Origin of the sequence: Zhaonella formicivorans, from assembly GCF_004353525.1 — a bacterium.
Classification (GTDB): Bacteria; Bacillota; DUOV01; order DUOV01; family Zhaonellaceae; genus Zhaonella; species Zhaonella formicivorans.
The window spans coordinates 362435-380115 of record NZ_CP085524.1; the positions used below are offsets into that span (position 1 = coordinate 362435).

19 protein-coding genes and 1 riboswitch are annotated in these 17681 nt (G+C 44.0%); of the genes, 17 read left to right on the top strand and 2 right to left on the bottom strand.

The genetic code is table 11. The features are described from left to right. The first annotated feature begins 2 nt into the window (after positions 1-2). The 6 genes from EYS13_RS01800 to EYS13_RS01825 all read left to right on the top strand — a co-directional run bounded on the left by EYS13_RS01800 (position 3) and on the right by EYS13_RS01825 (position 4659). Positions 3-935, top strand: a complete 933-nt coding sequence (locus EYS13_RS01800) for an ABC transporter permease (protein WP_227765370.1) — start codon at positions 3-5, stop codon at positions 933-935. A gap of 73 nt (positions 936-1008) precedes the next feature. After that, a riboswitch (TPP riboswitch) is annotated at positions 1009-1120 on the top strand. A 108-nt stretch (positions 1121-1228) separates the two neighbouring features. Continuing rightward, a complete protein-coding gene (gene thiS, locus EYS13_RS01805; protein WP_227765372.1) occupies positions 1229-1429 on the top strand; it encodes a sulfur carrier protein ThiS in 201 nt (66 codons plus the stop codon). Between the two features lie 3 nt (positions 1430-1432). Continuing rightward, the gene (locus tag EYS13_RS01810; RefSeq protein WP_227765373.1) at positions 1433-2215 is read left to right on the top strand and encodes a thiazole synthase; all 783 of its coding nucleotides are present in this window, start codon (positions 1433-1435) and stop codon (positions 2213-2215) included. A 20-nt stretch (positions 2216-2235) separates the two neighbouring features. Further along, on the top strand, positions 2236-3396 hold the full coding sequence (gene thiH, locus EYS13_RS01815) for a 2-iminoacetate synthase ThiH (protein ID WP_227765375.1): 1161 nt from the start codon (positions 2236-2238) through the stop codon (positions 3394-3396). Further along, the gene (gene thiE / locus EYS13_RS01820; protein ID WP_227765377.1) at positions 3365-4006 is read left to right on the top strand and encodes a thiamine phosphate synthase; all 642 of its coding nucleotides are present in this window, start codon (positions 3365-3367) and stop codon (positions 4004-4006) included. Before thiH ends, thiE begins: the two co-directional genes overlap by 32 nt. Next, positions 4003-4659, top strand: coding sequence for an MtnX-like HAD-IB family phosphatase (locus EYS13_RS01825; protein ID WP_227765379.1), 657 nt, complete (start codon positions 4003-4005; stop codon positions 4657-4659). Before thiE ends, EYS13_RS01825 begins: the two co-directional genes overlap by 4 nt. Before the next feature lie 123 nt (positions 4660-4782). On the opposite strand, the gene EYS13_RS01830 is transcribed toward EYS13_RS01825, so the two are convergent. Both EYS13_RS01830 and EYS13_RS01835 read right to left on the bottom strand, forming a co-directional pair. Further along, positions 4783-5160: an HPP family protein gene (locus EYS13_RS01830; protein ID WP_227765381.1), complete on the bottom strand. Its 378-nt coding sequence runs from the start codon at positions 5158-5160 to the stop codon at positions 4783-4785. 181 nt (positions 5161-5341) lie between these two features. Next, positions 5342-5515, bottom strand: a complete 174-nt coding sequence (locus tag EYS13_RS01835; protein ID WP_227765383.1) for a helix-turn-helix domain-containing protein — start codon at positions 5513-5515, stop codon at positions 5342-5344. 274 nt (positions 5516-5789) lie between these two features. On the opposite strand from EYS13_RS01835, the gene EYS13_RS01840 reads away from it, so the two are divergent. From EYS13_RS01840 to EYS13_RS01890, 11 genes are all read left to right on the top strand, one after another. Next, positions 5790-6458, top strand: a complete 669-nt coding sequence (locus EYS13_RS01840) for a GntR family transcriptional regulator (protein WP_227765385.1) — start codon at positions 5790-5792, stop codon at positions 6456-6458. 296 nt (positions 6459-6754) lie between these two features. Next, positions 6755-8887 carry a CDC48 family AAA ATPase gene (locus EYS13_RS01845; RefSeq protein ID WP_423055311.1) on the top strand — a complete coding sequence of 711 codons (2133 nt, stop codon included), beginning with the start codon at positions 6755-6757 and terminating at the stop codon, positions 8885-8887. Positions 8888-9014: 127 nt separating this feature from the next. Then, entirely contained in the window at positions 9015-9665 is a 651-nt protein-coding gene (locus tag EYS13_RS01850) for an oxalate oxidoreductase subunit delta (protein ID WP_227765388.1), read from the top strand. Positions 9666-9700: 35 nt separating this feature from the next. Beyond that, positions 9701-9997 carry a 4Fe-4S binding protein gene (locus EYS13_RS01855; RefSeq protein WP_227765389.1) on the top strand — a complete coding sequence of 99 codons (297 nt, stop codon included), beginning with the start codon at positions 9701-9703 and terminating at the stop codon, positions 9995-9997. Positions 9998-10021: 24 nt separating this feature from the next. Further along, complete coding sequence (locus tag EYS13_RS01860) at positions 10022-11209, top strand: oxalate oxidoreductase subunit alpha (RefSeq protein WP_227765390.1); 1188 nt, start codon at positions 10022-10024, stop codon at positions 11207-11209. A 28-nt stretch (positions 11210-11237) separates the two neighbouring features. Continuing rightward, positions 11238-12191, top strand: a complete 954-nt coding sequence (locus tag EYS13_RS01865) for an oxalate oxidoreductase subunit beta (protein WP_227765392.1) — start codon at positions 11238-11240, stop codon at positions 12189-12191. Positions 12192-12558: 367 nt separating this feature from the next. Continuing rightward, complete coding sequence (locus tag EYS13_RS01870; protein WP_227765394.1) at positions 12559-14151, top strand: L-lactate permease; 1593 nt, start codon at positions 12559-12561, stop codon at positions 14149-14151. Between the two features lie 15 nt (positions 14152-14166). Continuing rightward, a complete protein-coding gene (locus EYS13_RS01875) occupies positions 14167-14385 on the top strand; it encodes a hypothetical protein (protein WP_227765396.1) in 219 nt (72 codons plus the stop codon). 74 nt (positions 14386-14459) lie between these two features. Continuing rightward, the gene (locus tag EYS13_RS01880; protein WP_227765398.1) at positions 14460-14987 is read left to right on the top strand and encodes a beta-class carbonic anhydrase; all 528 of its coding nucleotides are present in this window, start codon (positions 14460-14462) and stop codon (positions 14985-14987) included. Between the two features lie 66 nt (positions 14988-15053). Next, positions 15054-16325: a chloride channel protein gene (locus EYS13_RS01885; RefSeq protein WP_227765400.1), complete on the top strand. Its 1272-nt coding sequence runs from the start codon at positions 15054-15056 to the stop codon at positions 16323-16325. Between the two features lie 90 nt (positions 16326-16415). After that, complete coding sequence (locus tag EYS13_RS01890) at positions 16416-17339, top strand: NAD-dependent epimerase/dehydratase family protein (protein WP_227765401.1); 924 nt, start codon at positions 16416-16418, stop codon at positions 17337-17339. Positions 17340-17681: the final 342 nt, after the last annotated feature.

Genomic DNA, 17681 nt, shown 5'->3' on the forward strand with positions numbered 1-17681 from the left:
AAATGGAACAGTCAATAATTATTGCAATCCTTGCTTCGGCAATTGTATCTGGCACCCCTATTTTGTTTGCTGCTCTTGGAGAGATCTTGACCGAGCGAGCAGGGGTCCTTAATCTAGGTGTGGAGGGCATGATGTTGGTTGGAGCCGTTACCGGCTTCATGACTACTGTGGCTACTTCTAACCCTTGGCTGGGGGTAGGGGCTGCCGCTCTCAGCGGAGGTGCGCTAGCTTTAGTTCATGCCTTTTTATCAATCACCTTGCGGGCTAATCAGGTGGTTAGCGGTTTGGCGCTGACACTGTTTGGCACCGGGTTTAGCGGTTATATAGGCAAGTCCCTGGTTGGCGTACCTGCGCCAGCTACTTTTAAGCCTGTAATTGTGCCTTTTTTAGGCAACATCCCTGTTTTAGGCGAGATTTTTTTCCGTCATGATTATCTGGTGTACATCACTTATCTCTTGGTGCCACTACTTTGGGTTTATCTTTATAAAACCCGCTCGGGCTTGAATTTAAGAGCCATCGGGGAAAATCCGGCAGCCTCCGATGCCCTGGGTGTAAATGTGTTTTTCTTAAGGTACCTATATGTTATTGTTGGTGGCATGCTGGCCGGGTTGGGCGGAGCATATTTGTCCCTGGCTTATGCTCCCACTTGGTTGGAGAATATGACAGCCGGGCGCGGTTGGATTGCAGTAGCCCTGGTGATTTTTGCCTCCTGGGACCCTGCTAAGGCCCTTGTTGGAGCTTATATATTCGGGGGTGTCGATGCTATGGGATACCGCCTGCAAGCTGTAGGTGTATCCGTTTCCGCTTTTTTCCTGAAAATGCTGCCTTATATACTGACGATTGTTGTCTTAATCATTACAACCAGGCAAACTATGAAAAAGCACGTTGGAGCACCGGGAGCATTGGGTTTAGCATATGATCGGGAAGAACGGTAAAAACCAATTTTAGGAAAAAAATAGCTTGCATTTTCTAAGAAGGCAAAATAAAATATAGATAAGCAACTGAATAGTATACCGCTAGGGGTGTCGGTAGCCCGGCTGAGAGAAAGGCGCGATGAAGCCTTTTAACCCTTGAACCTGATCTGGATCATACCAGCGTAGGGAAGTGACATACTTGTTAAGTTAAAGCCGCATCCAAATCTCGCTGGATGGGGCTTTTTATTTTACAAGTTTAAGCAGTTGTTCAAAAAAATTAATTGGCATTTATATTTTAGGAAAGGAGGGAACTGATGTTCATTACAGTCAATGGGAAAAAAGAAAAACTGGAGCGGGAAATTACTGTTTTGGAATTTTTACAGACTAAAGGTTTAAACACTGGTTCCTATATCCTGCTCTACAACGGCAGCCATTTAAAACATGAGGATTATGGTTTAACGGTTTTAAAAGAAAATGATCAGTTGGAAGTTTTGCGTTTCGTTGGAGGAGGTTAAAATATGGAAGACTCTTTGTTAATCGGTGGACGGGCTTTGAATAACCGGCTGTTTATCGGTACGGGCAAGTTTCCAAATAAAACTATTATTCCCGAAGTTATTAAGGAGTCTCAGAGCCAAGTGGTAACCATGGCCCTTCGGAGAGTGGATTTTGACTCGGAACAGGAAAATGTTTTAAATTATATACCCAAGAGCTGTATTTTATTACCTAACACCTCCGGAGCCCGCAACGCCGATGAAGCGGTGCGAATTGCACGGATAGCCAGAGCCGCGGGCTGCGGTAACTGGATTAAGATTGAAGTTATTTCTGATAACAAATATTTGCTGCCGGATAACTACGAAACAATTAAAGCTACGGAAATCCTGGTTAAAGAAGGATTTGTTGTTTTGCCTTACATGAGTCCTGATTTAATGGTGGCAAAAAAACTGCAGGATGTAGGAGCTGCTGCTGTTATGCCTCTGGGGGCTCCTATTGGCACTAACCGGGGACTTAAAACTAAAGAGTTAATCCGAATTTTGATCGAAGAAATTGAGGTCCCTATAGTGGTAGATGCCGGCATTGGCAAGCCCTCTGAAGCAGCGGAAGCCATGGAAATGGGGGCTGCTGCCGTGCTTGTCAATACGGCCATAGCAACGGCCGGGGATCCGGTTTTGATGGCGGGAGCATTTAATCTAGCAGTACAGGCCGGCAGAAAAGCTTATCTTGCTAAAACAGGGAGAACAAAGTATTATGCTGAAGCTTCTTCACCTTTGACCGGTTTTTTGACATATGAAGAGGCAATTTAAAGGGATTTTTGGTGAGAAAAATGAGCTTTTATGAATGTTATAATGCATACAAGGATTTTGACTTCAACAAGTTTTGGCGGGAATTAACCCCTCAAGACATTGCCGGTATTCTGACAAAAGACAACATATCAGTTTGGGAATACTTGGCACTCCTATCGGAGACTGCTGAGAGTTTGCTGGAGGATATGGCTAAAAAGGCCCACAAGCTGACTAGGCAGCATTTTGGTCCCACCATCCTACTCTACACCCCTTTGTATCTTTCTAACTACTGTGTTAACCGCTGCAGTTACTGCGGTTATAATGCCGCAAATAAGATTCGGCGTAAAACCCTTACCATCCAAGAGGTTGAACAGGAAGCCCAGGCCATTTCCAGTCAAGGTTTAAGGCATATTTTAATTCTGACCGGTGAGTCTAAATACCATGCACCGCTGGACTATATAATGGACTGTATACATGTTTTAAGAAAATATTTCTCCTCTATCAGCATTGAGATTTACCCCTTAGATACCGAAGAATACCGGCAAGTAATTGCCGCAGGTGTGGATGGGCTGACTATTTATCAGGAAGTTTACGATGAAGGGGTGTATGACGATATTCATTTAAGCGGGCCTAAAAAGAATTACCGTTTCCGATTGGAAGCTCCGGAAAGAGCTTGTGAGGCCAAAATGCGTTCAGTTAATATCGGCGCTTTACTGGGACTTAACGACTGGAGGAAAGAAGCGTTCTTTACAGGATTGCATGCCAAATATCTACAGGATAGATACCTGGACACGGAGATCAGTGTATCAGTACCAAGGCTCAGACCCCATGCAGGCAGTTTCCAACCGAACGCAAAAGTAACCGACAAAAATGTGGTGCAATACATGTTGGCTTTGCGTTTGTTTATGCCCAGGCTTGGGATCACGGTTTCGACCCGGGAAAGAGCTGAGTTCAGGGATAATATCCTGAGGCTTGGAGTTACCAAAATGTCGGCTGGTTCTTGCACCAAGGTGGGGGGGCATACTTTGGAGGAGGCAGGAGAGGAGCAATTTGCCGTTTCCGATACCCGGAGTGTGGAGGAAATACGGGTAATGCTTTTGCAAAACGGGTATGATCCGGTGTTCAAAGATTGGCATCCTCTCACCGAGGATGTAATTAAGGGGGAAGAAAATGCGGGCGGAAACTGTGCAGAAAATTTTTGATACTGATTTGTATGCTATTACCGGGGAAGAATTCTCTCGAGGCAGGGGTAACTTGGAAGTAGTAAGGGAGTTAATTGCTGCGGGAATAAAAGTAATACAGTACAGGGAAAAAGAGAAGAAAGCTTTATACAAATATCAGGAGTGTTTAAAAATCAGGGAGTTGACCAAGGCTGCCGGAGTCACATTTATTGTCAACGATGATATCGATATAGCCATGTTGGTTAAGGCCGACGGAGTGCATATCGGGCAAGAGGATCTTCCCATTGAGAAGGTGAGGGAACTGGTTGGTGCCGAGATGTTAATAGGTTTGTCCACTCACTCCCCGGAGCAAGCCCAGGCTGCTATGAAAAGAGGTGCTGACTATATCGGGGTAGGCCCTATCTACCGGACTGCTACCAAAAAAGATGTTTGTGCCCCGGTTGGTTTGGAATATTTGGAATATGCCGCAAAAAACGTTTCAATTCCCTTCGTTGCCATTGGGGGAATTAAGGCGCACAATATCAGGGAGGTGCGCCAAAGGGGCGCCCGTTGCATTGCCCTGGTTACAGAAATTTTGGAAGCCCCTGATATCAGAGCTAAGGTGAAAGAATTACGGGAGTTATTACAATGAAACATTTATTAGACGCGGCTAGGATCTATTTTGTGGATTTTGATGGGACAATAACCAAGCAAGATACTTGTGCAGCCATGGTCCAGGCTTTTGCCGGCGAAGGAGGACAAGAGATTGAAGCCCGCTGGGAGAGGGGTGAAATCAGTACTGAAGAATGTGCAAAGGCGATTTTTGATCTGTTTCAAGCTTCAGAGGAAGACTGGCGGGAATTGATGAGCGCCATGGAGATAGATGAGACATTTCAGGATTTTTTAGTGTACTGCAGGTCAAGACAAGAGGAACTTTATATTTTAAGTGACGGCTATGATTTAAACATTGCGCAAATTTTATCAAGGTTTGGCCTGGAAGATATTCCGTATTTCAGTAACCAACTGGTGATAAAAGGGAACAAGTTCACCATAAGTTGTCCCCACCAAGAGCAGCGTTGTAAACGCTGTGGAACATGTAAAAAATCACTTCTAAAAAAGCTGAATAAACAGGGAAAAGTTGTTGTCTATATAGGTGACGGGACTTCTGATATCTGCGTGGCCGGTGAAGCTGATATCCTTTTTGCTAAAGGGAAACTCCTGGACTATTGCCGGCAAAAAGGACTCAGGGCAATACCATTCCAAAGTTTCGGCGAGGTAGTGGCTTTTTTAAACAACTTGAAATAATAAACTTGTTAAATCTGCAATAAAGATAAATGCCCAATAAAAAGCTGCTTCTAAAGGAGCAGCAAATTTTTTTATAAGCAATCAAAATATATATTTATTGTCATCTATTCTGACTTTTCAAGGTTATATCCAGTATTTGGGGTAATTCCTGCGCGGAGAAAGGTTGTTGGTAATTATGCCTACAATAACTAAAATGACTGCCCCTATAGCTACCGGTGCAACTATAAAAGACAGGGATTGTTGAGTCCAAACAGCGATTAAGCCTGTAGCGCCGCCAGGAGGATGGGTTGTTTTAGTTAAAAGCATGGCAACTATGCTAAAAGCACAGCCAAGGACTGCAGACCACCAGCTAAGACCAAAGAGAGTATATGTAATTACGCCAGTTACAGCTGAAATAATATGGCCGCCAATGATTGGGCCAATGGAACGTCTGGAACTCCGTGGATAAGCACTGCGGAAGCGCAGAATGAGGCAATGCTTACCACCCTTTATTTTGACCAAGTATTCAGAAAATAGAAACTTTCAGTCGGAATTTTGCGGTTTGAGAACTGTATTTTGTTCTAGCATGCTTAATCCCCCTGTATTGTTTGGTATACCAAAATTTTGGCATTATTGTACCAAGTTAAACAGCAAGATGGAAGTAGATGGTAAAGAAAATAACACATGCCCTTATAGTTAACAGTTACTTAAAACCTTTGTTTTCAAAAGCTTCAATCACTTCGGGCTTAACACCTAAAAATTCAGCAGTTTCTTGCCTGGACATCCCCGCAGCCTGGGCATCAGCATACTTAGCTATGTCAAAACCATGCTTGAAGTAAAATTTTCTTCTGTTTCTTTCAACTCTACTGTTGTTCATTTTTCCTCCACCGGTCGTCCGCTTGGAACTTGTCCTTGGCGTATAACATATATTAAATGACTTCTGAAACGTTTTTGATATTATCAGTATTTTCACCCGAATTATACACAAAAGTATAAAAAAAACAGTAAAAAATTTATCAAGTTGGGTTTCAAAGAGAAGGAATTTTCAAAAACATCGCGAATGAATCATATAAAATAATTGTCAAAGAAAAATTTTTCATGGAATGGTGGTATACCGTATACCTCGTTGGAAGATGGGGGCAAGAGTGCAAATGAAGCAAGCATTTGAACCAATTAAACTTGAACAGCTGACACCAATCCGGGAAACAGCTTTCGAAATTTTGCGCCATGCAATCTTAAGCGGCAAGCTTGAGCCCGGACAAAGACTGGTAGAAAGGGAATTAGCCAATCAATTGGGCATTAGCAGGACACCTATTCGGGAAGCCATACGGAAATTGGAACTTGAAGGGCTTGTCACCCATATCCCGCGCAAAGGTGTGATTGTAACCAAAGTCTCTCTCAATGAGGTAATTGAGATTTTTACAATACGGGCAGCTTTAGAAGGCGTAGCTGCCAGATTAGCTTCCGAGAACATTACTCCTAAAATAGCTTCGAAGTTGAAGATGTTGGTGGATCAAATGGATAAGGCTATAGAAGAGGGTGAACAGGAGAAATTCAGAGACTTGCATTTGAAATTTAATGATATTATTTACAAAGCTGCTAACAGTCCAAGGTTATATCAAATGATTCAGACTTTTGTCGAATATATTGCCAGCTATACTCAAAAGGGATATAGTCACCCCGGCAGGATGCAGGAAGCTGCCAGGGAGCACCGTACCATTGTAGAAGCTATCACAAGCGGCAATAGCATTTTGGCTGAAAAATTGGCCAAGGAGCATATCGAAAACTCGAAACAGGCGTACCTGAAAATGTCGCAGTAAGGTTGAACATTTACAAAAAAAATTTTTCTATTTTTTATTTTTGCAGCAGGAATCTTTAAATTAACAGAGAATAAATTAACCAAAAGAAGAAACCAAAAATTGTAAAAGAAGCCATAAAAATACAAACGCCTTAAGCGTAATTTTTTCTGGTGCATTTGGTATACCGGATACCACATGCTTTTGGCGTTTTGCTGGTTGTATAGGAAATTATGCTGTTAAGGGAGAACGCGCCTTACGTTCTTACAGAGAACATTGCGGAAGGAGGTAATGGTGTGACAGTCCAGGATGCGTCGGAAATGATGCTAAGGGTGGCAGAAGGTTTAATTGAAGATGTTCGTAAGGGCATCGTTCGCATTGATAGCTATGACCTGGAGAAAATTGGCGCCAAAATGGGCGATATTATAGAGATTCAAGGCGGACGGACTACAGTAGCTAAAGTTATGCCAGCATTTGCCGAACATAGCCGCAAAGAGATTATTCAAATGGACGGCATAATTAGAGATAATGCCAGGGTAGGTATTGATGAAACTGTTATTGTTCGGAAAGTTTCGACAAAACAAGCCCGTACTGTAGTTTTGAGCCCCTTGGAATCGGGCAGAAGCTATGATAAAGAACAACAGCTTAAATTTATTAGAAGTTTAATTACAGGGTTGCCGGTAATTGTCGGCGATAAAATTATGCTGAAGTTGTTTGGCACCAGGGAAGAGGGCTTTAGAGTTGAAGGTACCGCGCCCAAAGGTCCGGTAATTGTAACTAAGGAAACCACTGTTAGGGTGAAAACACCTGATGTGCTTGAGGAACAAAGTTATAAAGTATCTTACGAGGATATAGGCGGGCTTGACAAGGAAGTACAAAAAGTAAGAGAGATAATTGAGCTTCCTTTGAAATACCCTGACGTATTCCGACAGCTGGGGATTGAGGCTCCCAAGGGAGTCCTGTTGCATGGCCCACCAGGCACCGGAAAAACCTTAATAGCCAGGGCAGTTGCCAGCGAGACAGAAGCGTATTTTATCCATGTCAATGGGCCGGAGATTATGCATAAATATTACGGCGAGAGTGAAGCCAAACTCAGGGAAGTATTTGATGAAGCCCGTAAGCATGCCCCCAGTATACTGTTTCTTGATGAGATTGATGCCTTAGCTCCTAAAAGGCAAGAAGTGCACGGTGATGTTGAAAAAAGGGTAGTAGCCCAGTTGCTGGCCCTAATGGATGGTTTGGAATCAAGGGGCGAAGTCGTAGTAATTGGTGCTACGAACATTCCCGACATGGTTGACGGTGCGTTGCGGCGACCAGGTCGTTTTGATCGGGAAATAGCTATTAATGCGCCGGATAAAAACGGAAGGTTGCACATTTTAAAGATTCATACGCGAGGGATGACTTTAGCCGAAGATGTTTCCCTGGAGAGATTGGCCCAAGTAACCCATGGTTTTGTGGGAGCGGATTTGGCTAACCTGTGTAAGGAAGCCGGTATGTACGCTGTCAGGCGGATCCTGCCGCAAATTGAGTTTGGAGGTGACAAAGAGCAGGAACTGCAAGTAGAAGTTACAATGGAAGACTTTCAGCAGGCTCTAGCTGAAGCCGATCCTTCGGCTACACGGGAGTTTTTTACTGACATTCCCGAAGTGAGCTGGGAGGACGTTGGGGGCCTGGACCATATTAAAGAAAAATTGATAACGCTGGTGGAGTGGCCCTTGAAATACGGTGATTTATTCAACCGGCTTAAGATGACCGCAGCTAAAGGAATCCTGTTGAGTGGTCCTACCGGCACCGGCAAAACTCTAGTGGCAAAAGCTTTGGCAAGGGAAAGCGAAGTTAATTTTATTTCCGTAGCCAGCGCAACGCTATTTTCCCGTTGGATTGGTGAATCGGAAAAAGCGTTGCATGAAGTTTTCAAAAAGGCAAAACAAGCTTCTCCGTGTATTCTATTCTTCGATGAAATAGATGCTTTAACACCACACCGCAGCGGAACAAGCTCTACTTCCAATGTCTCCGAACGGATGGTTAGTCAGTTTTTAACTGAGCTGGACGGCTTGGAAGAATTAAAAGGAGTAATCGTACTAGCTGCTACCAACCGCATTGATGCATTAGATCCTGCCTTACTTCGACCTGGAAGATTTGATTATATCGTAGACTTTCCAATCCCTGATTTTGAACAAAGGTTAAAAATTTTTGAAGTGCATCTAAAAAATAAACCCTTGGCCAGGGATGTCAACTTACATTTACTGGCTGAGATGACACAAGGAATGGTCGGTTCAGATATAGATGGTATCTGCAAAAAGGCCTCTTATCTGGCTATCGGCGACTATATTGCCGGGGGATATGCCTTGCACGAAGAAGCAATGGAGGCAAACCTTATTTTACGAAAAGAACATTTTGATAAAGCCATCCATGAGGTGAATTTAACGAAATCCATTAAGGCAGCCTGCTAGCATAGGGCTTAAATTAAGGTTGACATAAACAAAAATACTCTTTTAAGGAGGTGGTTAATAAAGCCACAATCTTAGAAGCTTAAAATTTAAGCTAAATGTACATTAAGAAAGGAGGATTTAAAACAGCATGACAGATGTTGACAAATTGTTTGAAGAGCCTGGGTTAAAGCAAGTTACCACCTGGGCAAGAGGTGTCTATGAAAACAAGGACGCCCGTGACGTAGTTGTCGCTCTGACGGAGGCTGCTAGAAAAGAAGGCAAGTATGTTCAAGCATTCGAAAACTATGTAGATTTACCTGACCGCATTTATGTACCGGTGAGGGCTTATGCCAGAATTAGTACGGACCCCATTGAAAGCAAGTACGTTTATGAAAATGATGCTCCCAACCTGGTAGTCTTGACTGAGGAAACTTTAGTTAAAGGTAACCCTATTCTCGAGGGCATGAAGCCAGGTGGTGTTTTGGTAGTAAATACCAAGAGAAGTCCTCAAGAAATTGCTAAATTTATCAAGGACTTTGGCAACTGCGAAACAATTGCCACTGTTGATGCCTCTTCCTTAGCAACCAACATTATTACGCTGTCCGGCGCCGAGGGTGCCACCGACGCTTCCGGTATCGGTGCAGGACTAGGAGCTGCTCTGGCTGGCGCCGCTGTAAAAGCCAGCGGTATCGTTGATTTCAACAATCTTTTGGAAGTTGTTAAAAACAAAGCAGCTTGCCAAGCCGGCTACAATAATGTGGTTATAGCTTCTGTAGCTTCATTGAAAGCTTCTGCGTAATTAAAGCGAGATAAAATAGAGGAGGTGCCAAGAGAATGTCTGCTAAGCATTTTACTGTTGCCGATGTACCATTTGCCGGAACTGTACCCTCACCTAAAACCGAAAATGAAGGGATGATAACCGGCCACTGGCGCGTAAGACGGCCGATCATCGACAGGGATAAGTGCACCGAGTGCTTAACCTGTTGGATTAGCTGCCCCGACGCTTGTATTGCACAAACTGACGACGGTCTGGTCTGGAATTTTAAATACTGTAAGGGATGTGGCCTGTGTACAGAAAATTGTCCCGTAGGGGCAATCACAAACGTTCCAGAACTGGAATTTAATGATTAACAGTATAATGGGGAGGTGAATTTCATGGGTATTAAAAAACGTATTTCAGGTTGTGTAGCAGTTGCAAATGCTGTGAAATTGGCAGATGTGGATGTTATTTGTTCCTATCCGATTCGTCCGTACACCGGTATTATGTCCGAGTTGGCCAGAATGGTTGCTGACGGAGAGTTGGATGCAGAGTTTATCCATGGTGAAGGCGAACATGCTCAGCTGTCCGTAGTTTATGGGGCGTCTGCTGCCGGAGCCAGGGCGTTTACTGGTAGTTCAGGCGTGGGTGTAACCTACGCGATGGAAGTTTATTCTCCGATTTCCGGTGAAAGGTTACCGTTGCAAATGGCTATTGCTGACAGGACTCTGGATCCCCCGGGAGATTTTGGTTCTGAGCATACTGATGCTTTGCAGTGCCGCGACCAGTGCTGGATCCAGGGCTGGGCTTCCACGCCGCAAGAAGCACTTGACAACACTTTAATGTTTTACCGCATCGGTGAAGATCCGAGGGTATTGCTTCCGCAATACGCCTGTCAAGACGGTTACTATGTGTCCCACATTTTAGGAGAGGTTGATATTCCCGACGCAGCTCAAGTTAAAGAATTTTTGCCTCCGTACAAAAACCACCATGTATTAGATCCAAGGAACCCACAAATTATTGGTCCGCAAATTGAGCCTGCAATGGGGCCTCCCCTGCAGTACCAGCGTGTTCTGGCTATGAGAGAAGCCAAAAAAGTAATTCCGGAAGTAGTAGCCCAGTACAATGAAATCTTCGGTCGTAACTACCATCCTTGGTTTGAAGCTTATAACACCGAGGGAGCTGATGTTGTAATCTTTATGCAAGGAGCTCATGCTGAAACAGCCAAGACAGTGGCTAAGCGTATGAGCAACCTGGGAGATAAGGTTGGTGTGGTAAGACTACGGACTTTCAGACCATTCCCGACTGAAGAAATTCGCGAATTCCTATCTCAGTTCAAAGTTGTCGGTGTAGTTGATAACTCCGTTAACTTTGGTATTGCCGGTGGCAGCGGCGTGCTGCTGACTGAGGCAAGAACTGCTCTCTATGATTTGGGCGACAAAGTTAAGACAGTAGGTTTTGTTGGCGGTCTTGGCGGAGAAGTTATTACACACCAAGAATTCTACCGCATATTCAATAAGCTGTTAGAAATTGCCAAAACAGGCAAAGTAGAACAGTCTGCTTACTGGATTCCATTTGAACTATAGACCAACCTTGCGAAAGGAGGGAATATTGATGTTAGAAGAAATTAAATCTTTGAAAAAGGCTCCTAAGGAAGAATATTATGTTCCTGGTCACAGAACCTGTGCTGGGTGTGGCCCTGCGCTGAGTTACAGATTGGTTGCGAAAGCAGCCGGTCCGAATACAATTTTTATAGGTCCAACTGGTTGTATGTACGTTGCTAATACCAGTTATGGCTGTGGTCCCTGGGCTGTTCCCTGGATCCATGCTCAAATCACCAACGGTGGAGCTGTTGCATCCGGTATCGAAGCTGCTTATAAAGCCATGATCCGTAAGAAAAAGTATGACGGTGAGTTCCCTGGCATTATCGTAATGGCCGGTGACGGCGGTGCCGCTGATATCGGTATTCAAGCATTGTCAGCTGCTTTCTACCGTGGTCATAACATCCTTTTCATTTGTTATGACAACGAATCCTATGCCAATACCGGTATTCAGACTTCGCCGACTACTCCTTACGGTGCTTGGACAACATTTACTCCTGCCGGACCGGAAATTCCGGAAGGAAAGAAATTGTTCCCGAAAGACCTTCCGAAGATAATGGCCCATGGACATCCGGAATTAAAATACCTGGCCACAGCCTCAGTTTCTTACCCTGTTGACTTGATGAACAAAGTAAGAAAAGGCTTAAATGCTGACGGACCTGCTTTCTTATACATCCATGCTCCATGTCCGAAAGGTTGGTCCTTCCCGGCTGAGCAAACCGTTAAAATGGGCAAATTAGCGGTTGAAACCGGCATGTACCAACTTTACGAATTTGATAGAGCAACGGGTGAGTACAAACTTTCTGTTAAATTGGAGAAGAGGAAGCCGGTTTCCGAATACCTCAAGCTCCAGAAGCGTTTTGCTCACCTGCAGCCTGAGCATATTGAAAAAATGCAGGCCTTTGTGGATGCACGGTGTGCCGAAGTCGGAATTAAAGCTGCTCCCGTGCCGCCAATGGCTGAATAGTTATAGTAAAATCAGTAAAACAACACCCCGGGCGTCTCTAAGGAGACGCTTGGGGATTTTGTCGTGTCCATAACTTTAATATAGCCAACCCAAGGTAATTAATTATTGATAATACCAACAGCGCAGACAATTATCTAAAAATTTCGATTTATTATATGCTTTTGTGTTGTTACTATATTTAGGCGAGAGAAATTTCTAGAAAGACTAGCGTTACTTCCTCATCATACCCGTCTACAGAGAATACCAAGCCGTAATAATAGTTTGTGATTAGGAGTATTGACTAGCCTAAACATATGACAGCTTGTACGGCAAAAAAGACGGCAAAAGGTTGCGCTTCAACCTGAGTTTTTATGGAGGAGGATAACAAATGCAAGGTTTACCGGACTTGACAATAGGGAGATGGCTCATCGCCTGGATACCCATCGTGTTAGTGCTGGTTCTGATGATGGGATTTCGCTGGAGTGGCGGAAAATCCGGCGCTGTAGCCTGGGTAGCGTCCTTAATTGTAGGTGCTTTATTTTTCGGTGGAGACATGGATATTTTAGCTTCAGGAACTATTAAAGGATTATGGACAACAGTATTTGTATTGTACTTAATCTGGGGAGCCATGACGTTATATAACGTAGTTGACGTGACCGGTAGTTTTAAAGTGATAGCATCAACATTTACCCGACTTACCCACGGCAATAAGTTACTGCAGCTTTTGGTGCTGGGCTGGGCTTTTCCGTCTTTTGTTCAAGGTGTCTGCGGTTTTGGTGTACCTGTTGCTGTAGGATCGCCACTATTAGTCGGTTTAGGATTTGACCCGATTGTAGCAGTTGTTACAGCTTTAATTGGGCACTCATGGTCAGTTACCTTTGGATCGCTTGGTTCCTCTTATTCAGTTTTGGTACGTTTGACAGATCTTGACCCCACCAGGCTAGCCACTTTTGGCGCATTGTTCTTAGGAATTGCCTGTTTAATGGTCGGCTTTTGCATCGCTCACTACTATAACGGTTGGAAGGGAATTAAAGACGGTTTGCCAGCTGTTTTACTAATTGGTGGTACCATGGCAATTGTGCTAAACATAATGGCCAATTTCGTCACCCCGTACGTTGCATCGTTTACCGCCGGTATTTGCGGGTTATTGGTAGGAGGGCTTGTAGTCACCAAGTTAAAAGCTTATAAACCAAAAGAAGAGGCAACAATTGAGTATGAGAAAGAACCGTTTAGTTTTGCTACAGCATTTTCTGCTTATTTTATCCTCATAGCCGTAGTTTTTGCAATTTACCTAATCAAACCTGTGAAGGATTATTTAAGTGACTTATGGGTTTTAGGCTTGCCATTTCCCGAAACCCAAACAGTATTTGGTTTTACAAACGAATCGGCAAAAAAATATTCATCTATCAAAATGTTTACCGCTCCAGGGACGTTGATCTTTACATCTGCTTTTTTGGCGTATTTGTACTATCGCTCCAGGAAGCTTTGGCCTGAGGGCGGAGGAAAAATGGTGCTGAACAGGGCCGTAAAACAAGCTATTGGAGCTACAGTTACTGTGCTCACTATGAGTATGATGGCCGTAGTAATGATGGAGACAGGAATGACAACTTACCTGGCTCATGGTATGGCCAAATATACCGGTGCTGCTTACGCCGTAATCTCCCCCTTTATTGGAGTATTGGGGGCATTTATGACCGGAAGCAATACCAACTCCAACATATTATTTACCGGTTTACAGAGAGAAGTAGCTACTTTGCTGGCAATTAGCCCCTTTGTAATCTTGGGCTTACAAACTACCGGCGGTGCTATTGGCAATATGTTCTGCCCGATGAACGTGGCACTTGGTACCGGGGTAACCAATACTGTGGGCCGTGAAGGGGAGTGCTTGAAAGCTACAACAGTTTATACTATTATTCAGTGTTTGGTCGTTGGTGTTTTGGCTTGGTTAATGCTCTACGTATTCTTCCCGGGGATTAAGTAAGTGGGGGTGAAGGTAATGAGTCAAACTCATGCGCAAACCGGTACATCGCAGGTTCAAAAAAGTGAGCCGTTTAAAAAGAAATATAAGCTGCAAGGCATGGTAGCTTCAGTTATAATCATGTGGCTTGATTTTATTGTGATTTATCTTGGCTTGACCAACGGTAATTCCTCCTTAATGTCTTTTGGGATGTTTATCATGTTTGTAGCAGCGGCCATTGCATACTATTTCGCTTAACCAATGATCCGCATTTTGCAGGCAAGCAAGCGCGGTTAGACAGGACACGACTATCTTTTTACAGGAGGTAGCTAATGCTTTTAGAGCAAATCCTGGCAGCAAATGTCAAATTTTGTGCCCAATATATTCCGCAACAATTATCGCCCAATCCTAGAAGGAGGCTAGCAGTCTTAACCTGTATGGATTGCAGGTTAAGCGGAATACTGGAAGCTGCAATGGGGTTAGATACCGGTGATGCGATTTTTCTAAAAAATGCCGGTAACCGGGTGCTAAATAACGAAGATGTTGTTCGTAGTCTGGCAGCTGCCGTATATGAATTAGGAGTTGATGAGATAATTGTTGTTGGTCATACTAAGTGTGGCATGAAAAATATTGAAGGCACTGCGATATTGCAGCAGATGGTTAAACGGGGGGTGGTAACTGGTTTAAAACCTGCTGAGATTGAAGAATGGCTCGGCAAAATACAAGATGAAGAAACAAATATTAAAGAGGCAGTGCAACAGTTGCAGAGTTCTAAATGGTTGCCGAAAGATTTGTCTATCCATGGACTGCTTTTAGATATATCAACCTTCCGGTTAAAAAAGGTAGTCAGCGGTTACTAATTCCAAAGGGAGGTGGCAGGTATACTTAAGCATGGTACCTCCCTCAAAAACTCCTTTTGGGTCATAATGAGTATAATTTTGTTGGGGATCTTCACAGGACTCGCGGCAGTTCTATTTAAGCTCCTGATTAAGTTTTTTTCACAGCTGTTTTTTCAGCATCTTTACAATGCCGTTTTGTTTTTAAGCTCTTACGCTATCGTTTTATTGCCGGCAACAGGCGGATTAATCATTGGGATAGCTAAAAAAATTCTTGTTGGTGATTTCAAAAACGTTAGCGTATCGGGGTTAATTGCCGGACTGGCCGAAGGCAAGAATTTCATTCCCCCAGAGGTAGTTTGGTGGCAGCTCTTGGCTGCTTCCATTACTATGGGCTCCGGGGGATCGGTTGGTCCGGAAGGTCCTGCGATTTTAATGGGTTGTGCCATTGGCTCGGTTTTTGCAAGCAGAATCAGTTGTTCTTCCCAAGAACAGCAGAGCCTGATTGCCGCAGGTGCGGCAGGAGGTATTGCGGCCAGTTTCAATGCGCCTTTAGCGGGCGCAATATTTGCTCAAGAAGTTATCTTAGGTGACTTTCGGAGAAAAAGTTTTTTAGCATGTGCGTTAAGTTCGGTGACTGCAACTTATATTGCCCACTTATTTTACACTACCGAACCGGTTTTTGATCTACCTTCAAATTTATTGCTGCAGTTTTCGCACCTTTATCTTTTCCCTATCCTCGGTATTTTAGCAGGAATATATGGGGCTTTTTTTATAAGGTTCTTTCATTATGTAGGGCAATTGTGGCACGGGCGTTGTCCAATCCAGTCATGGTTAAAGCCAGCAGCTGGTGGTATAGCGGTAGGTATAATAGGTTTATTTTTGCCAGAAGCCTTAGGGGAGGGGCACGAAGTAATGCAGTTGGCATTGCTTGGCGGTTTATCCACATTAACACTTTTTGTCCTGACTCTTGGTAAAGCAGTCACCACCTCTCTCAGTTTGGGTTCGGGAGCAGTCGGCGGAATTTTTGCACCTACTTTATTTCTTGGGATAATGCTGGGAGGAGTTTTTGGGGCTGGTATTAAAATGGCTACCGGCGCAGATCTAGTTGGGGGATTTGCTGTTGTCGGTATGGCGGCAGTTTTTGCCGCGGTTTTTAAAGCTCCCGTAACTGCCATTTTGATGACTTTTGAACTTACTAGAAATTACCATTTAATAATGCCTGTGATTTTGACTTCGATAATTGCAACTTATGTCAGCGCTGCTATTGAAACTGAGTCTATCTACACCTTTAAGTTGGCAAAAATGGGCATGGATCTCAGACACTATCATCCCTATCTGGGAAAAGTTCATAGCGGCTAACCGGGTTTGTTTTAGCAGACGGCTTCCGCCGGTCCTAAAGAGGATTGGAATTGCTATGGTGCAAGCCATGTTTTTCAAGGAGTGTATAGAATGAATATCTTAATAACCGGAGGCGGGGGTTCGGTAGGAACTTACCTGACCAGCCATTTTCTTGCAGAAGGTCATAACATTCGGGTGCTGGATCCACAACCGGAGAAACTACAGTCATTAAATAGCAAAAGTTTAGAAATAATTAAAGCCAGTACCTTGGAAAGAGCTGTTTTGACAAAAATCGTGACCGGTGTTGACGCAGTTATCCACTGTGCTTGGTCTTTTTCCGACAGTCCGGAAGATGTGTTTCAAAGGGACATCGGTGGATTAATCAATTTGTTAACAGTAACTGCAGAAGAAGGAGTAAAAACATTTTGCAACCTTAGTTCCGCCATAGTTTACGGGTTGCCTGTAACAGAAACCATAGCAGAGGAGCATCCTTGCTTGGTTGAGAGAGCAAGAAAACCGGTTTATGCCTTAGGGAAGCTCGCTTCTGAAAAATTATGTGCCATCTACGCCCAAGCTAACAGCTTCTCCTGTTTCAGCATTCGTTTTTGGTGGGGGTTTGCGGAAGAAATTGGCGGAAAACATTTAAGGGAAATGATTAAGGCAGCGCGAGAGGGACAGAATTTAGAAGTTCCGGCAGGCGCCGGCGGTAGTTTTTTACATTTTATGGATTTGGCTGCTGTTCTAAGTGGGATGCTCCATGGGGGTACCAAACTGGACGGCGTTTATAACTTAGCTTCGTTTTATGTAACCTGGGAAGAAATTGCCGCCATGATCAGGGAGATAGTTGGCCGGAAGATTGAAGTAATAGCGGTGCCGCGAGAGTCATGGCAAGGAAGTACCTTCCTGGCGGACAGGTGGGAGCTGGCAACAGGTAAGGCCCAAACGGAGCTTGGCTTTAAAGAGAAATTAGCGCCGGAGGAATATAAAAACTTGTTGAGGCAGGCAATTAAGCGCTGTGCTGAAAACCTTGTGTAATTACGTAATACCTTGGGGAATTACCGGGGTTCAGATTGTCAACACACTTTAATAGGAGTCGAAAGTATTATGGAGGGGGACTGGTTTCGCTCTAGGCTGGCTGCTCTGCCGCCGCTAACGGCGTGCGAGCTTGTCCAGAGCGAAATAATACATTCGAGCTTTGGCTACAAGCTAAACCTTGGGAATTCCCAAGGTTTTTTGTTTGAAAAAAACCATATAAGTACCATCCTATCCGGATATTTTTTATATGGCGATAACATATATAATTAGTAAATTGCAAAGGGGGGTGGCAGTGGTGTAAGCGTTTTGAATGATTATAGTCGGCAACCTAATTTAGAGGGG

What these genes read in the sequence shown, in the direction of transcription:
- EYS13_RS01800 (WP_227765370.1), top strand. Translation starts at nt 3, where the DNA reads ATGGAACAGTCAATAATTATTGCAATCCTTGCTTCGGCAATTGTATCT.
- thiS (WP_227765372.1), top strand. Translation starts at nt 1,229, where the DNA reads ATGTTCATTACAGTCAATGGGAAAAAAGAAAAACTGGAGCGGGAAATT.
- EYS13_RS01810 (WP_227765373.1), top strand. Translation starts at nt 1,433, where the DNA reads ATGGAAGACTCTTTGTTAATCGGTGGACGGGCTTTGAATAACCGGCTG.
- thiH (WP_227765375.1), top strand. Translation starts at nt 2,236, where the DNA reads ATGAGCTTTTATGAATGTTATAATGCATACAAGGATTTTGACTTCAAC.
- thiE (WP_227765377.1), top strand. Translation starts at nt 3,365, where the DNA reads ATGCGGGCGGAAACTGTGCAGAAAATTTTTGATACTGATTTGTATGCT.
- EYS13_RS01825 (WP_227765379.1), top strand. Translation starts at nt 4,003, where the DNA reads ATGAAACATTTATTAGACGCGGCTAGGATCTATTTTGTGGATTTTGAT.
- EYS13_RS01835 (WP_227765383.1), bottom strand. Translation starts at nt 5,515, where the DNA reads ATGAACAACAGTAGAGTTGAAAGAAACAGAAGAAAATTTTACTTCAAG.
- EYS13_RS01840 (WP_227765385.1), top strand. Translation starts at nt 5,790, where the DNA reads ATGAAGCAAGCATTTGAACCAATTAAACTTGAACAGCTGACACCAATC.
- EYS13_RS01845 (WP_423055311.1), top strand. Translation starts at nt 6,755, where the DNA reads ATGATGCTAAGGGTGGCAGAAGGTTTAATTGAAGATGTTCGTAAGGGC.
- EYS13_RS01850 (WP_227765388.1), top strand. Translation starts at nt 9,015, where the DNA reads ATGACAGATGTTGACAAATTGTTTGAAGAGCCTGGGTTAAAGCAAGTT.
- EYS13_RS01855 (WP_227765389.1), top strand. Translation starts at nt 9,701, where the DNA reads ATGTCTGCTAAGCATTTTACTGTTGCCGATGTACCATTTGCCGGAACT.
- EYS13_RS01860 (WP_227765390.1), top strand. Translation starts at nt 10,022, where the DNA reads ATGGGTATTAAAAAACGTATTTCAGGTTGTGTAGCAGTTGCAAATGCT.
- EYS13_RS01865 (WP_227765392.1), top strand. Translation starts at nt 11,238, where the DNA reads ATGTTAGAAGAAATTAAATCTTTGAAAAAGGCTCCTAAGGAAGAATAT.
- EYS13_RS01870 (WP_227765394.1), top strand. Translation starts at nt 12,559, where the DNA reads ATGCAAGGTTTACCGGACTTGACAATAGGGAGATGGCTCATCGCCTGG.
- EYS13_RS01875 (WP_227765396.1), top strand. Translation starts at nt 14,167, where the DNA reads ATGAGTCAAACTCATGCGCAAACCGGTACATCGCAGGTTCAAAAAAGT.
- EYS13_RS01880 (WP_227765398.1), top strand. Translation starts at nt 14,460, where the DNA reads ATGCTTTTAGAGCAAATCCTGGCAGCAAATGTCAAATTTTGTGCCCAA.
- EYS13_RS01885 (WP_227765400.1), top strand. Translation starts at nt 15,054, where the DNA reads ATGAGTATAATTTTGTTGGGGATCTTCACAGGACTCGCGGCAGTTCTA.
- EYS13_RS01890 (WP_227765401.1), top strand. Translation starts at nt 16,416, where the DNA reads ATGAATATCTTAATAACCGGAGGCGGGGGTTCGGTAGGAACTTACCTG.